The sequence below is a fragment of the Pseudomonas sp. S36 genome (assembly GCF_016647875.1).
GTDB classification, from domain to species: Bacteria; Pseudomonadota; Gammaproteobacteria; order Pseudomonadales; family Pseudomonadaceae; genus Aquipseudomonas; species Aquipseudomonas parafulva.
Genome location: NZ_JACVVG010000036.1, coordinates 38,521 through 52,508 on the forward strand (window position 1 = coordinate 38,521; position 13,988 = coordinate 52,508).

At 64.0% G+C, this 13,988-nt stretch carries 13 protein-coding genes; 9 read left to right on the forward strand and 4 right to left on the reverse strand.

The genetic code is table 11. From position 1 onward, the window contains the following. The first annotated feature begins 19 nt into the window (after positions 1-19). The 5 genes from IAE36_RS18170 to nahK all read left to right on the forward strand — a co-directional run bounded on the left by IAE36_RS18170 (position 20) and on the right by nahK (position 6,624). Positions 20-712 carry a hypothetical protein gene (locus IAE36_RS18170; protein ID WP_028634297.1) on the forward strand — a complete coding sequence of 231 codons (693 nt, stop codon included), beginning with the start codon at positions 20-22 and terminating at the stop codon, positions 710-712. Continuing rightward, positions 712-1,311, forward strand: coding sequence for a hypothetical protein (locus tag IAE36_RS18175; protein ID WP_060481837.1), 600 nt, complete (start codon positions 712-714; stop codon positions 1,309-1,311). The genes IAE36_RS18170 and IAE36_RS18175 overlap by 1 nt, the downstream gene beginning before the upstream one ends. A 262-nt stretch (positions 1,312-1,573) precedes the next feature. Continuing rightward, the gene (locus tag IAE36_RS18180) at positions 1,574-2,758 is read left to right on the forward strand and encodes a porin (protein WP_201213881.1); all 1,185 of its coding nucleotides are present in this window, start codon (positions 1,574-1,576) and stop codon (positions 2,756-2,758) included. Positions 2,759-2,885: 127 nt separating this feature from the next. Further along, positions 2,886-4,049: a nitric oxide-sensing protein NosP gene (gene nosP / locus IAE36_RS18185; RefSeq protein WP_060481839.1), complete on the forward strand. Its 1,164-nt coding sequence runs from the start codon at positions 2,886-2,888 to the stop codon at positions 4,047-4,049. Then, on the forward strand, positions 3,979-6,624 hold the full coding sequence (nahK, locus tag IAE36_RS18190; RefSeq protein ID WP_442967469.1) for a hybrid sensor histidine kinase/response regulator NahK/ErcS': 2,646 nt from the start codon (positions 3,979-3,981) through the stop codon (positions 6,622-6,624). Before nosP ends, nahK begins: the two co-directional genes overlap by 71 nt. Here nahK and IAE36_RS18195 read toward each other — a convergent pair. Together IAE36_RS18195 and IAE36_RS18200 are read right to left on the reverse strand one after the other, a co-directional pair. After that, positions 6,621-7,286 carry a response regulator transcription factor gene (locus IAE36_RS18195; RefSeq protein WP_028634292.1) on the reverse strand — a complete coding sequence of 222 codons (666 nt, stop codon included), beginning with the start codon at positions 7,284-7,286 and terminating at the stop codon, positions 6,621-6,623. The genes nahK and IAE36_RS18195 overlap by 4 nt on opposite strands. A gap of 58 nt (positions 7,287-7,344) precedes the next feature. After that, positions 7,345-7,905, reverse strand: coding sequence for a PQQ-dependent catabolism-associated CXXCW motif protein (locus tag IAE36_RS18200; protein WP_201213885.1), 561 nt, complete (start codon positions 7,903-7,905; stop codon positions 7,345-7,347). A 150-nt stretch (positions 7,906-8,055) separates the two neighbouring features. Between IAE36_RS18200 and IAE36_RS18205 the strand changes: the two genes are divergently transcribed. Beyond that, the gene (locus IAE36_RS18205) at positions 8,056-8,694 is read left to right on the forward strand and encodes a response regulator (RefSeq protein ID WP_028634290.1); all 639 of its coding nucleotides are present in this window, start codon (positions 8,056-8,058) and stop codon (positions 8,692-8,694) included. A 6-nt stretch (positions 8,695-8,700) separates the two neighbouring features. On the opposite strand, the gene IAE36_RS18210 is transcribed toward IAE36_RS18205, so the two are convergent. Continuing rightward, on the reverse strand, positions 8,701-9,360 hold the full coding sequence (locus IAE36_RS18210) for a pentapeptide repeat-containing protein (protein WP_201213886.1): 660 nt from the start codon (positions 9,358-9,360) through the stop codon (positions 8,701-8,703). Between the two features lie 61 nt (positions 9,361-9,421). Then, complete coding sequence (gene exaA, locus IAE36_RS18215; RefSeq protein WP_201213887.1) at positions 9,422-11,317, reverse strand: quinoprotein ethanol dehydrogenase; 1,896 nt, start codon at positions 11,315-11,317, stop codon at positions 9,422-9,424. A gap of 252 nt (positions 11,318-11,569) precedes the next feature. Between exaA and pedF the strand changes: the two genes are divergently transcribed. From pedF to IAE36_RS18230, 3 genes are all read left to right on the forward strand, one after another. Beyond that, on the forward strand, positions 11,570-12,031 hold the full coding sequence (pedF, locus tag IAE36_RS18220) for a cytochrome c-550 PedF (protein ID WP_201213888.1): 462 nt from the start codon (positions 11,570-11,572) through the stop codon (positions 12,029-12,031). A 62-nt stretch (positions 12,032-12,093) separates the two neighbouring features. Further along, positions 12,094-12,804: a quinoprotein dehydrogenase-associated SoxYZ-like carrier gene (locus IAE36_RS18225; protein WP_042141091.1), complete on the forward strand. Its 711-nt coding sequence runs from the start codon at positions 12,094-12,096 to the stop codon at positions 12,802-12,804. 37 nt (positions 12,805-12,841) lie between these two features. Then, positions 12,842-13,777, forward strand: coding sequence for a quinoprotein relay system zinc metallohydrolase 1 (locus IAE36_RS18230; protein ID WP_201213890.1), 936 nt, complete (start codon positions 12,842-12,844; stop codon positions 13,775-13,777). Positions 13,778-13,988: the final 211 nt, after the last annotated feature.

Here is a 13,988-nt window from a genome sequence, read left to right on the forward strand (position 1 = left end):
ATGTAACCAGGGATAACCGATGGCAGCCATACCCCGACTTGATCTTTCAGCGATAGAGCGCGCACTGCGCGAGGTGCAGGGGCACTTTGCCGAACTCAGCCGGCACTTTACCGAACCCCGCGACCCGTTCACCGACGAGGTGCTGCTGAATGTGCTTGAAGGCTATGCGCTGATTGACGACTATGTCGCTCGCGGTATCGACCTGTTCGACCTGCAGCAGTTGAACCTGATGCTCGAAATCAACGCCACCGTGCTGTGCGGCAGCGACCCTGAGCGGCGCAAGGAATTCGCGCCGCACCTGGCCGCCACCGAGGCGCACTTTTTCAACAACGTCGAAGGCGGCATCAAGGACCTGTACAACTGGTACTGCTCCTACGGCAGCGATTCGATCTGGAAACGTGCAGCGGGCGTTTACGTGCGCATCCTCAGCAAGCCGCAGCTGTTCATCGAAGGTAACAACCGCACCGGTTCGCTGATCGTCAGTTACCTGCTGATGCGCGCAGGGTTACCACCGTTCGTGCTGTCGCTGGACAACGCCGAGGGCTACTTCAACCCGTCCTCGGTCATTCGCAACTCCGCCAAGCATGGTGTGAAAGCTTTGTACGAATTGCCCAAGATCAAGAAAAAATACGCTGCCTTCCTTGAAGCTAAGGCACCTGCCCCTGGCAAGTTCTTCCTGCGTGGGGCGCATGCTCATGGGGGCAGCCGCTGATGGAGCGTATTTCAATGCTGCAGCGAGGCCAACGGGCCCTGGCGCGTACACTGCGCCGCCCACAGGTGCGTATTTCGTTCGACATCGACGACACGCTGGCCTGCCAGCCGGACCATGCGGCGGCAGAGGGCAGCCGCTTGCCCGCGTTTGTCCACCGCTGGTGGGGCGAGCCGCTGCGCAAGGGTACCCGCGCGCTCATCCGTGACTTGCGTCGGCAGGGCTGCAGCATCTGGATCTATACCTCGTCCGGCCGCACGCCGGCCTATATCCGCCGCTGGCTGATGCTGTATGGCATCCGCGTCGATGGCGTGGTCAACAGCGACCGGCACCAGCAGGTGCTGGCTGACAAGGGCCTGACCCTGGCGCCGTCGAAGTTGCCGTCGGCGTTCGACATCGACCTGCATGTCGACGATTCCGAAGGCGTGCGCCTCGAAGGCGTAGACCATGGTTTCCGCGTGGTGGTGGTGTGCCCCAAGGACCGGCACTGGGCACAGAAGGTGCTGCAGGCAGCCGGCGAGGTGCAGGCGCAATTGGCCTGGCAGCAACCGCACAGGTTCCCAAGGCCGGTATCCCAGCGCCCCTCGGCCCTGGTCTCCTGACGCCAACGCTTGCCAGGCGGTGCTTGCCTGGTACTCCTCATGTATGTCCTTCCCGCGGCCTGCGCAAGTGCCAGGCCCTGCCTGCTACTCAGGCGTAGGCCTGAAGTGCCGAGACCTGGCTTAGCCCGGTCCCGGCACTGAATCATTGCGCCCGGCCAGGCTGCCCAAAGCCCAGGCCAATGCCACCCAAAGCAGCGTACCGTGCGCCCATGCGGCTTCTGATAATCGCCTCCGACAACCCGTCCCCGTTCCGGAGCGCGCCATGTACAACAATAAGAACCCGCACCCCCGTCTGCTCGCAGCTGCCACGTTGAGCGTTGCAGCGCTGTGCCTGAGCGAGGCCGCCAGTGCCGAAATAATGCTGTATGACAAGGACCAGACCACGTTCTCGACCGATGGTTACATCAATGCCTTTTACGTCAACAGCAAGGTCGACCGTGAAGGCGAGCAGTTCGACCGCCGCCAGTCGCGGGTAAAGATGGGGTTTCTGCCCAACTACCTGGGCTTCAACATGGGCAAACAGGTGAATGACCTGAAGCTCGGTGCACGCGCTTCGTTCTGGGTCAGCATCAATGACAGCGAAAGCAACGGCACCGATACCGCCATCGATGTCAGGCAGTTCTACGGCACCGTGGCCAACCCGGCGTGGGGTGAAGTGCTGATCGGCAAGGACTTCGGGCTGTTCGCCCGCTCCAACATTCTGCTGGACCAACTGCTTGCCGGCTACGGCCAGGTCAGCGACACGCTCGGGCTGGTGGACGGTGGCGGTGTCTCGTTCGGCAATATCGGCAGCGGCTACCCGTACCCGTTCCCAACCTCGCAGATCACCTACCGTACGCCGGTCATGCAGGGGCTGCGGGTAGCGGTGGGCATCATGGACCCGGTGGACACCAACGACAGCAGCCCAACCGGCAAGGCCTACCAGAAAAACCCGCGTACCGAGGCTGAAATCACTTACCAGTTCGACCTGGGCGGTGCGCAGGTCTACAGCTGGCTCAACGGCAGCTACCAGACCTCCGACAACACCGACGCCGACGTGCACGCCGTCACCTCCAAGGGGCTTGGCTATGGCGTCCAGGCCAAGATGGGTGGCTTCTCTGTGACCGGTTCAGGGTTCCAGGCCAAAGGCATCAACCCGTTCTTCACCAACAATGCGGGGGAGCCGGCGCTGCGCAACGTCGACAGTGATGGCTACTTGCTGCAGGCGTCGTACAAGCTGGGCAAGAACCGCCTGGCGTTGTCCTACGGCAAGACCAAGGACGACGGCAATGGCGCGGTGGGCAGCGGCGCAGATTACCAAACCCGCGTCATTGCGCTGTTCCATGACATCAACGACAACCTCAAACTGGTGGCCGAGTACAACCAGTTCTCCATCGATGGGCATGCCACCAGCGCCCAGAACGAAGACACCGACACCTTTGCCGTAGGTGCGGTACTCACCTGGTAAGCAGCCGGCCAAGCGCGGCAGCAGCTACTACAACCATCGAAGCCCCCACCCGCTACCCAAGTAGCATTCGTGCCCCGGCGCGGGCTTCGTACACTGACCGTTCAGCCAGCCCATGCCGGAGACCACGATGCAGCAGGCGCACAACGAGGGCGTGGTCAGCGCCATGTCCCAGGCCAGCGATGCCCGCCTGGCCGCCCAGGAACTGGCGCGGCAACTGCTGCATCCGCACCTGGGGTTCGTGCTGTTTTTCTGCACGGCCGAGTACGACCTGCCGACGCTGGCCGAAGCCCTGGAGCAGGGCTTTGGCGGCATTCGCCTGGTGGGCTGCACCAGCGCCGGTGAGATCACCCCGCAAGGCTATGGGCGCAATTGCGTCACGGCGGTCGGTTTTGACCACCGCCACTTCTCGATCGCCGCAGAGTTGATCGACGAAATGGAGCGCTTCAGCCTGATCGACGCCCAGCAGACGGTCGAACGGCTGGTGAGTTGCTGTCGCAGCAACACCCTGGCGCCCATTAAAGGCCACAGTTTTGCGCTGACCTTGCTCGATGGGCTATCCAGCCGCGAGGAGACAGTGCTGGCAGCCTTCAGCGCAGCCTTGGGTGACATCCCGCATTTTGGCGGGTCGGCCGGGGACGACAACTACCTCACCCGTACCCACGTTTACTACGCCGGGGCGTTTCACACCGGGGCGGCTGTGGTGGTGCTGGTCAACACCTGGCTCGATTTCGAGGTGTTCACCACCCACCACATCCTGCCCCGGCAGGACAAACTGGTGGTTACCGGCGCCGACAGCACCCAGCGCAGGGTCTATGAGTTGAACGCCGAGCCTGCCGCCGAGGAATATGCCCGGCTGATCGGTGTGCCGGTGGCGGCGCTGGACCACCGTGTATTCGCCGCCCACCCCTTGGCCGTGCGCATGCACGACCAGCATTACGTACGGGCCATCCAGCAGGTGCACGCCGACCTGAGCTTGAGCTTCTACTGCGCTGTGGAAACCGGCATCGTGCTGACCGCCATGACCCCAGGCCCGCTGTTGCCGAACCTGCATCAGCTGTTCGAAGGCTTGCAGCAGCGCCTGGGCCCGCTGTTGCTGACCATTGGTTGCGACTGTTTTCTGCGCCGCCTGGAGCTCGAGGGCCAGCGCGGCCTGGAGCCGGTCGGGGCGTTTCTGCGCGAGCAACGGGTGATCGGCTTCAACACCTACGGAGAACAGTTCAATGGCATGCACATCAACCAGACCTTCACCGGCGTTGCCATTGCCCGCAATCACCCCCCCATCGGTCGATGAGCTGCACGCCGAAATCGCTCGGCTGCAGCACGAAAACCACAAGCTGCAACGCATCAATGGTGCGCTGATCGAGCGCATCGAAACCGGGGCCACGCGGGGCAACGGCCCGTATGCGGCGTTCCAGCATTCGGTGGTGCTGGCCGAACAGGTGCGCGAGCGTACCGACGCCCTCAACCAGGCCATGGCCGAACTCAAGGCGGGCAACCAGTTGCTCAGCGAGGCCCGTTTGCGCGCCGAAACGGCTCACCAGCACCTGGTCGATGCCATCGAAAGTATTTCGGATGCTTTCGTGCTATTCGACCACAACCTGCGCATGGTGCTGTGCAACAGCCGTTTCAAGGCATTCTGGGCCAACCGACGGGTGCGCATCATGGCCGGCATGCGCCTGGCCGAAGTCAGGCGGTTGATGGCCGGCAGCGGGTTGTTCAGTGAAGAGCCGCGCGGCCATGCTGAAGAAAACGTGCTGTACCGGCAACACAACGGGCGCTGGTTGCAGGTGAGCGAGCGGCCTACCTGCGACGGTGGACGGGTGATCCTGTTCACCGATATCACCGAGGTCAAGCAGAGCGAGACCCTGCGCCGCGAGCAGGCGTTGGCGCAGAAGTCGCACCTGCTGCAACGGGCGGTGGACAACCTGTCTCAGGGCGTGGCCATGGTCAATGCCGAGGGCGTACTGGAGCTGTGGAACCGGCGTTTTCTGGAGCTTAGCGGCCTGGCACCGGTGGCTGCACACCGCCCCTTCGCCGACGTGATCGCCGACAGCGAGCTGCGGCTGCTTACCCCCGACAGCCGTGATGCGCACGGGCGCGTGCTGCACGAGTGCGAACAACGCCTGTTCGGCGGCCGCATGCTGGAGATCCGCACCCACCCGTTACCCACCGGCGGGTTCGTCAATACCTTCACCGACATCACCGAGCGTTACCAGCATGCGGAAGCGTTGAGTGAAAGCGCCCGCTGGATCCGGCTGATCACCGACCATGTGCCGGCCCTTATCGCTTACCTCAACGCTGACCTGGTCTACGAGTTCACCAACAAGGTGTACGAGCAATGGTACTGCTGGCCCAGTGGCCTGATGTTGGGCCAGAGCCTGCGCGAAGCCCACAGTGAGCAACACTGTCAGCGCCTGGAGGCCTATGTGGCACGGGCCCTGGCTGGGGAGAGCGTCACGTTCGAGTTCGCCGAAACCAACACCAGCGGCCAGGAGCGCTACATGTTGCGCTCCTATGTGCCCAACCGTCTGGCGGGGGAGGTGGTGGGTATTTTTGTGCTGATCCGCGACATCACCGAGCGGCGCAATACCTCGCAGGCATTGCACCAGGCCTACCAGCATCTGGAATTGCGCGTGCGCGAGCGCACCGCCGAACTGACCTCGCTCAACGGCCAGCTGCTGCGCGAAATCGACGAACGCCGCCGCGCCGAAGCGCGGCTGCAAGAAGCCAAGCGCGAGGCCGAGCAGGCCAACCTGTCGAAAACCAAGTTTCTGGCGGCTGTGAGCCACGACCTGCTGCAACCGCTCAATGCCGCACGGCTGTTCACCGCGGCCTTGCTCGAACGCCGCGACCCACAGGCCAGCGCGCACTTGGTGCGTAACGTCAGCAACTCGCTGGAGGACGTGGAGAACCTGCTGGGTACCCTGGTAGATATTTCCAAGCTCGACGCCGGGGTGATCAAGGCCGATATCGCGCCCTTCGCCCTGGCCGAACTGATGGACAACCTGGCCGCCGAATATGCCCAGGTGGCGCGCAGTGTAGGCCTGGCGCTGCACTTTGTGGGCTGCTCGGCGGTGGTGCGCAGCGATATCCTGTTACTGGCGCGGGTGCTGCGCAACCTGCTCAGCAATGCCATCCGCTACACCCCGTCGGGCCGGGTGGTGCTGGGTTGCCGTCGCTTGCGCGACCGGGTGCGCATCGAGGTCTGGGACAGCGGTATCGGGATCGCCGAAGAGCACCTGGAGGAGATGTTCCAGGAGTTCAAGCGCGGGGCCGTGCAGCGGCCCGACCAGGACCGTGGCCTGGGGCTGGGGCTGGCGATCGTGGAAAAGATCGCGGGCATTCTGGGCCACCGCATCGCGGTGCGGTCATGGCCTGGCAAAGGGTCGGTATTCGCCGTGGAGGTGCCGTTGAGCGCTGCTGCACCCAAAGCACCGCTGGCCCAGGCCGTGTGCGAGCCGATGCTTGAGTGCCTGCGTGGCGCCCAGGTCTGGGTGCTGGACAACGACGCCGCCATCTGTGCCGGCATGCGCACGTTACTGGAGGGCTGGGGGTGCCGGGTGGTTACCGCGCTCTCGGAGCAGGACCTGGCCCGCCAGGTGGACAACTTCCACGCCCATGCCGACTTGCTGATTGCCGATTACCACCTGGACAACGACTGCAACGGTGTGGATGCAGTGGCGCGCATCAATGGGCGCCGGGCACGGCCACTCCCCGCGTTGATGATCACGGCCAACTACAGCAATGAGCTCAAGCAGCAGGTGCGCGAGCTGGGCCACACGCTGATGCACAAGCCGGTGCGGCCCATGAAGCTGAAAACTGCCATGACTCATTTACTGGCCATGCATCAGCCCCCGAGCGCCTAGCGGCGCAGGTAGTCGGTAAAGTCGATGTCCCCGGCACTGAGAATGGCCTGTACCCGGTTGTGCACGTTGAGCTTGCGCAAGATGGCCGAGACGTGGGCCTTTACCGTGGTCTCGGCAATGTCCAGGGTGTAGGCGATCTGCTTGTTCGACTCGCCCTTGGTCATGCGTTCGAGCACCAGCAACTGCTTGCGAGTCAAGGCTTGCAGCATCTCCGGCGGGAAACTGGGGGCATCGCTCAGGCGCCGGCTGGTGGTGCTTTTTTGCGCACGAATGATATCGGGGGGCAGGTACACGTTGCCGTTGAGGATCTGCTCGATGGCCTCGATCATCTGCCCGCGCGGGGAGGACTTGGTGATGAACCCTACCGCACCGTAGGTAATGGCCTGCAGCACGATCTGCTTGTCCTGCTCGGCGGATACGATCACCACCGGGGTGGTGGGCGCCTCGTTGCGCAAGGTGATCAGGCCGTTCAGGCCGTGCATGCCCGGCATGTTCAGGTCCAGCAGGATCAGGTCGAGGTCGTCATGCGCCTGGGTCAACGCCAGGGCGCTGTCCAGGTCGGCGGTTTCCATCACCTCGGTGCCCTGAAAACCGTCGCTGATGACGTTGTGGATGGCTTCTCTGAACAGCGGGTGATCGTCGGCGATCAAGATTTTGTACATGGCCTTTTCACCTTTTTGTTATTGGATGGCCCTGGCACGCTCTGGCATGGCGGCAGTTTCAAGGGAACGGCACAGGTTGCGCGGGTTGCACGGGCAAATCGGCCTGCTGCCACGCATCCAGGCCGTCGCGGTACCAATAGAGCGTGCTGTACCCCAGCCCTGCAGCGCGTTTTACCGCGTTCCAGCTCAGCCAGCAATCGGACCGGCAATAGAACACCAGCGGTTGCTCAGCCTGGCCGGCGGTGGCCCGTTGCAGGTTGTGAGCGAAATAGGCCTGCCAGGCCGGCGTCAGCTGCCCATCGCCCGTGTTGGCCAGCCACAGGCTGCCCGGCAGGTTGGCGTGGGGCTCGTCCTCGATGAAGCGGCCCTGGAGCCACTGGCGGCGGTAGACGTCGATCAGCACAGGGCGTGGCTGTTGGTTCAGCAAGTGCTGCAAGGTGGCGGTGTCGATCACTGTGCCGCCTGCAACCTCCTGGGGCGTAGGGCTGCGGTACAAGGTGGCGCGGTAGCCATCGGGCGTAAACAGCGCGGGCGTTTCGGCGTGGGCGCCGCCCGGCGAGAGGCATGACGAGGCGGCGGCCAGCAGGAGGCATGGCAGCCGGGGCAGGGCACGTGGCATGGTCAGATCCTTCTTGTTATAGCGCCATTACATGCCAGGGCTGCGCAATTGTGAATGCGACGATCAGACGGCCCGGGCAGTACCAAAGTAGTAGCCAACACCCGGCCGGGCGGCCCTACGATGGCCAAAAAGCCGCGCAGGAGTGTCGCCATGAATATCGTGCTGGTAGATGACCACGCTGTGGTCCGCCGTGGCTATGCCAGCCTGCTGCTCGCAGCGTTCCCCGCGCTGCAGGTGCGCGAAGCGGCCAATGGTGAAGAGGCGCTGGCCCGGGTGCATGAGCAGGTGCCCAACCTGGTCATCATGGACTTTGGCCTGCCGGGCATCAGCGGCCTGGAAACCCTGCGCCGCCTGCGCCAACGCCTGCCTCAGTTGCGGGTGCTGTTTTTCAGCCTGCACGACGAACCCCTGATCGTGCGGCAAGTGCTGGATGCGGGCGCAATGGGTTATGTGACCAAGCAGGCCGACCCGCACGTACTGGTCGAGGCCGTGCAGCGGGTCATGGCCGGGCACGCCTACATCGAGCAGCCGCTGGCCACGCAACTGGCCTGCGCCTCCCAGCCAAGCGCCCAGGACCCACGGTTGCAGCGCATGACCCAACGGGAACTGGAGATCTTCATGATGCTGGCCAACGGCACGCCGACGCGGTCCATCGCAGGCCAGCTGTGCATCAGCACCAAGACCGTTTCCAACCACCTCACATTGCTCAAGAGCAAACTGCAGGTCAGCTCCCATGCAGAACTGGTGCACCTGGGGATACAGCTGGGCGTGGTGAGGCTTGCCGGTTGACGGGGCTCAATGGTCCCAACTGTCGGGGCAGCCGCTGCAGCCTTCCATGTCGGCATCCTGGAAGTTGCCATAGTGCTGGCGGGCACCGGTGAGGTCGGCGCGGGCGAGGTTGCTTTGGCCGAGCTTGGCCTCCTGCAGGTTGGCATCGTTGAGGTGGGCACCCTGTAGGTCGGTTTTGCTCAACCAGGCCATTTCCAGGTCGGCGGCCTGCAGGTTGGCTTGCTGCATCTTGGCGCCGGTCAACCGCGCGAACTGCAGGTAGGCCGCGCTCAGGTCGGCTTTCTCGAACTGCGCGCCCTGGGCGAACAGGCCCCAGCCCTGCACGGCCATCAAGCGTGCGCCGCTGAGGTCGGCCAGGCGCAGGTTGCTCTGCTGCAGGCTGGCGCGGGTCAGGTTGGCGCCTTGCAGGCGGGCTTTTTCCAGGTTGGCGAGGTCCAGCCGGGTATGGCGCAGGTCGGCATCACGCAGGTCTGCACCGGCCAGGTTCATCTTGCGCATATCCTGGTTGGCCAGTTTGGCGCCGCGCAGGTTTGCACCTGGGCACTGGCTGGCTTCGGCGATCACGCAGCCGTTGATCACCAACGGTTCATCGCCACCGTCGTCGTCCGCCTGGGTGGCGAAAGCGGGGCTCAGGGCCAGCAGCAGGGCGAGTGGCAGGTAGTTCATGGTCGAGGTCTCCTGGCTTGTAGAGGCATGACGGGGGCAGGCAAGCCCGCCCCCGGCAGGGTCAACGCTGCGCGGTCTTGTTATCCCAACTCGGAATCTTGAACACCCAGAACGACCCACCTTGTGCCACGGGCTTGGTCAGCTCGGCCATGTCGCCACCCCACAGTGGCACCGCGCCGCCGTAGCCCACGGTAACGCCGATGTACTGCTCGCCATCCTGTTCCCAGGTGATGGGCGGCGAGACGATGCCGCTGCCGGTCTGGAATTTCCACAGTTCCTTGCCGGTCTTGGCGTCGAAGGCTTTGAAGAAGCCGTCGCCGGTGCCGGTGAACACCAGGTTGCCCTTGGTCGCCAGCACCCCAGCCCACAGCGGCAGGTGCTCCTTGTGTTCCCACACCAGCTTGCCAGTGGTGGGGTCCATGGCGCGCAGCGTGCCGACGTGGTCCTCATACATGCGCTTGATGCGGAAGCCCATGCCCAGGTAGGCCGAGCCCTTCTTGTAGTTCACTTCCTCGGTCCAGTATTCCTCTTTCCACTGGTTGCCGGGGATGTAGAACAGGCCGGTGTCCTGGCTGTAGGCCATGGGGTTCCAGTTCTTGCCACCCAGGAACGGTGGCGAAACCTCGACCGGCTTGCCTTTGGTTTCACCCGGCAGCGGTTTGGCTGGGCGCTGGCCGGGGTTTTCCACCGGGCGGCCGGTCTTCAGGTCGATGTGGCTGGCCCAGGTGATGTTGTCGACGAAGGGGAAGGCGTTCTGCAGTTTGCCGTTGTTGCGGTCCACCACGTAGAAAAAACCGTTGCGGTCGGCGTGGCCGGTGGCCTTCACCACCTTGCCGTCCTTGTCCTTGTAGTCGAACAGCACCAGCTCGTTGTTGCCAGAGAAGTCCCAGGCATCGTTAGGGGTGTGCTGGTAGAACCATTTCACCTCGCCGGTGCTGGGGTCCACGCCCACCTGGCCAGAGGTGTAGAGGCTGTCGAAGTCGTGCGGGTTGCCATCCTTGGAGGTCCGCGCCCAGGTATTCCAGGGGCCGGGGTTGCCGGCGCCGACGATGATGGTATTGGTCTCGGCATCGAAGCTTGCGCTTTGCCACGGTGCACCGCCGCCATGGCTCCAGGCTTCAACCTTGCCGGTCTCGGTGGTGGGGTCGTCGGGCCAGGAGGGCGCCTTGACGTCACCGGTCGGGGTGCTGTCCTTGCCGTTCAGGCGGCCCATGTGGCCTTCGACGAAGGGCCGCATCCACACTTCTTCGCCGGTTTCCGGGTCGCGGGCGAACAGCTGGCCCACCACCCCGAACTCATCCCCGGAACTGCCGTGGATCAGCAGCACCTTGCCGCTGGTCTTGTCCTTGATGAGCACCGGTGCGCCGGTCATGGTGTAGCCGGCGCTGTGGTCGCCGAACTTCTTGTTCCAGACCACCTTGCCGGTGTTCTTGTTCAGCGCGATGACGCGGGCATCCAGCGTGCCGAAGTAGATCTTGTCGCCGTAGATGGCGGCGCCGCGGTTGACCACGTCACAGCACGGGCGGATGTTGTCTGGCAGGCGGTGGTTGTAGGTCCACAGGCGCTTGCCGGTCTTGGCGTCGAGGGCGAACACCCGCGAATACGAACCGGTGACGTACACCACGCCGTCGCTGACGATGGCCTGGGACTCCTGGCCGCGCTGCTTTTCGTCGCCGAACGAGTACGACCAGGCCGGCGTCAGCTTGAACACGTTCTTGTCGTTCACCTGGGCCAGTGGGCTCCAGCGCTGGGCATTGGTGCCCATGCCGTACTGCAGCACATCGGTGGTGGTGAGGTGGTCGTTGGCGATGTCTTCCCAGGTCACGTTCTTGGTGGCAGGTGCCGCGGGTGGGTTGGCCGCCGTGGCCGCTGTCCCCATGGCCAGGCTCCCGGCCAGCAACAGGGCCCGCACGCTCAGGGCCAGGGGGGAAGGGGCGGGTAGCGATCTTGTTGTCATGGTTGCAATTCCCTGTGGAGTTTTGGCCAGCACAGGGTGGTCCTGCGTGAGGCCTGGGCATAGGGAGAAAGTCCCGGTGAACACGGGAAAACTTCCCATTGCCCACCTCTTTTGGCCCTTCGCCACAAGCCCTACTACCAACGGACGAGGCCGCGGCCACCAAAGCAGCATTCGGGCCTTGCAGGGCGGTTTCTAGTATGGCGGCACGGCCTCTGTGGTTGAGGCTTTGCGTGCAACCGTGAGGGCATAACAATGAAAACCAAACGCAACGTCGTGCTTGCTTCAGGCCTGTTGGTCGGCGCGCTGGTGGCCGGAACGGCCTGGGCCCATGGCAATGTGGTGCCCGAGGCCGTGGAGACCAAGGGCCTGACCCCGGTGAAGGATACCGGCGCCACCCTCGACGATAACGGCTGGGCCATGGCCAACCCGTACCGCACCTCCCCCGAGCACGACAGGGCGGTGGAGATCGGCGCTTCTGCCTACAACCAGAATTGCGCGGCCTGCCATGGCCTGGAGGCGAAATCCGGTGGCATCGCCCCGGACCTGCGCATGCTCGACGCCGGTGATGCCGGGGACGAATGGTTTGTGGAGCGCGTGCGCAACGGCGCCGTGCGCGATGGCCGGGTGTACATGCCAAAAATGGCTGACTACCTGAGCCAGGAAGCCCTGTGGGCCGTGCGTACCTACCTCGACAGCGTTCACGTCGAGGAGTGACGGCCATGCGCCTGGCCGGGCTGCTGCCCACACTGCTGCTGTGCTGGCTGGCGAGCCCCGCCATGGCGGGCGACAGCCGCGGCAACGCCGACCCGGTGCCTTCGGTGATGTGGGCCTTTTACCACAAGCAACTGCTGGGGCAGGGCGCGTTTGTCTTCGATGAGCGGGTCAAGCTCCTGGCGCCGCCATTTGCCGAAGATGCCCGCCAGGTGCCGCTGGAAATCGACGCCCGGGCGCTGGGTGCGGAGGTGGTGCGGATCATCGCCTGGGCCGAGCTCAACCCCTTGCCCCGCATCGTCGACTTCGAACCCGGCCCGGGCGTGCTGCCGTGGCTGTCCATCCGTATCCGCATCGAGCAGGCAACGCCGTTACGCGCGGCGGTACTCACCCGCGACGGTACCTGGCATGTGGGCTCGACCCTGATCGACGCCGCCGGCGGCGGCTGTACAGCGCCCAGCGTGGTGCGCACGCAACCCGGCTGGGAGGAGCACCTGGGTGAAGTGCTGGGCGGGCGTTACCCGCGTGGGGCCGGCGACCGTCTGCGGGTGCAGGTGGCGCACCCGATGGACAACGGGCTGGTCAGTGGCATCCCTGAATTCTTCATCGACCATGCCGAGTTGCAGGGCGCCGAGGGCCAGGTTCTTGCCACGCTGGCGCTGTACCCGGCGGTGAGCGAGAACCCCAACCTGGGCTTTGATCTGCAGGGTCACGGGCTGACCCGGTTGGTATTGCAGGACAACAGCGGCAACCGCTTCGAGGCCGCTGTGCCGTGATGCCATGCCTGGCTTATGACTAACGGGGGAAGCCGTCATGCGTTGGATGTTATTGCTGCTGGTGGGCCTGGGCTTGCCCGCCCTGGCCGACCTGCAATACCGGCTGGCACCCCGGCAGATCGCCGAGGGCACCTGGCTGCTGGAGGGCAGTACCGACAATTTTGCCAAGGACAATGGCGGCAACGTGGTGAACACGGCCTTCATCGTCACTGACAACGGCGTTGTGGTCATCGACACCGGGCCCTCGAAGCGTTATGGCGAGGCGCTGCGCCAGGCCATTGCCAGCATTACCGACAAATCTGTGGTCGAGGTGTTGCTGACCCATCATCACCCCGACCATGTGCTGGGCAATCAGGCCTTTGCCGACGTGCCCATCAGGGCCTTGGCGGGCACCACTGAACTGCTGCGCCAGCAGGGCGATGCCATGGCCGAGAACATGTATCGGCTGGTCGGGGACTGGATGCGCGGCACCGAAGTGGTGCTGCCGACACACGTGCTGGAACCAGGGCTGCATACTGTGGGTGGGCACCGCTTGCGCCTGCTGGGGCTGGCAGGCCACACCGGTGCCGACCTGGCGATTTTCGATGAAACCACCGGTGTGTTGTTTGCGGGTGACCTGGTGTTTTATCAACGCGCCTTGACCACACCCAACAGCCCCGGGCTGGACACCTGGCTGCACGACCTGGACACCTTGCAGGCGCTGCCCTGGAAGCAGTTGGTGCCGGGCCATGGGCCGCTGGCCAGCGATCCGCAGCCCTTGGAGCAGATGCGTGATTACCTGGGCTGGCTGGATGGGCTGATGCGCGAGGGTGCCGAGCGCGGGGATGACATGACCGAGGTGATCCGCACCCCAATCCCTGAACGGTTCGCCAGCATCCGCCTGGCCCGGTACGAGCTGATCCGCAGTGTCAGCCACCTGTACCCCCTGTATGAACGGCGGGCACTACAGCGTGTGGATATCAAACCCCATTAAGCGGGTATCGGTGCCTCTTTGAAGGCAGCTGTTTTGCCTAAAAGCTGGAAGTTGGCGCAACCCACACCGAGGGAGCAACTGTCTTCTATAAGATTTCAAAACTGGCGCAATCACTGTGGGAGCAACTGTCTTCCACAAAATCTGAACGCTGGCGCAATCTACCTTGTGGGAGCGGCTTCAGCCGCGAACACCGGCAAAGCCGGTGCCATAC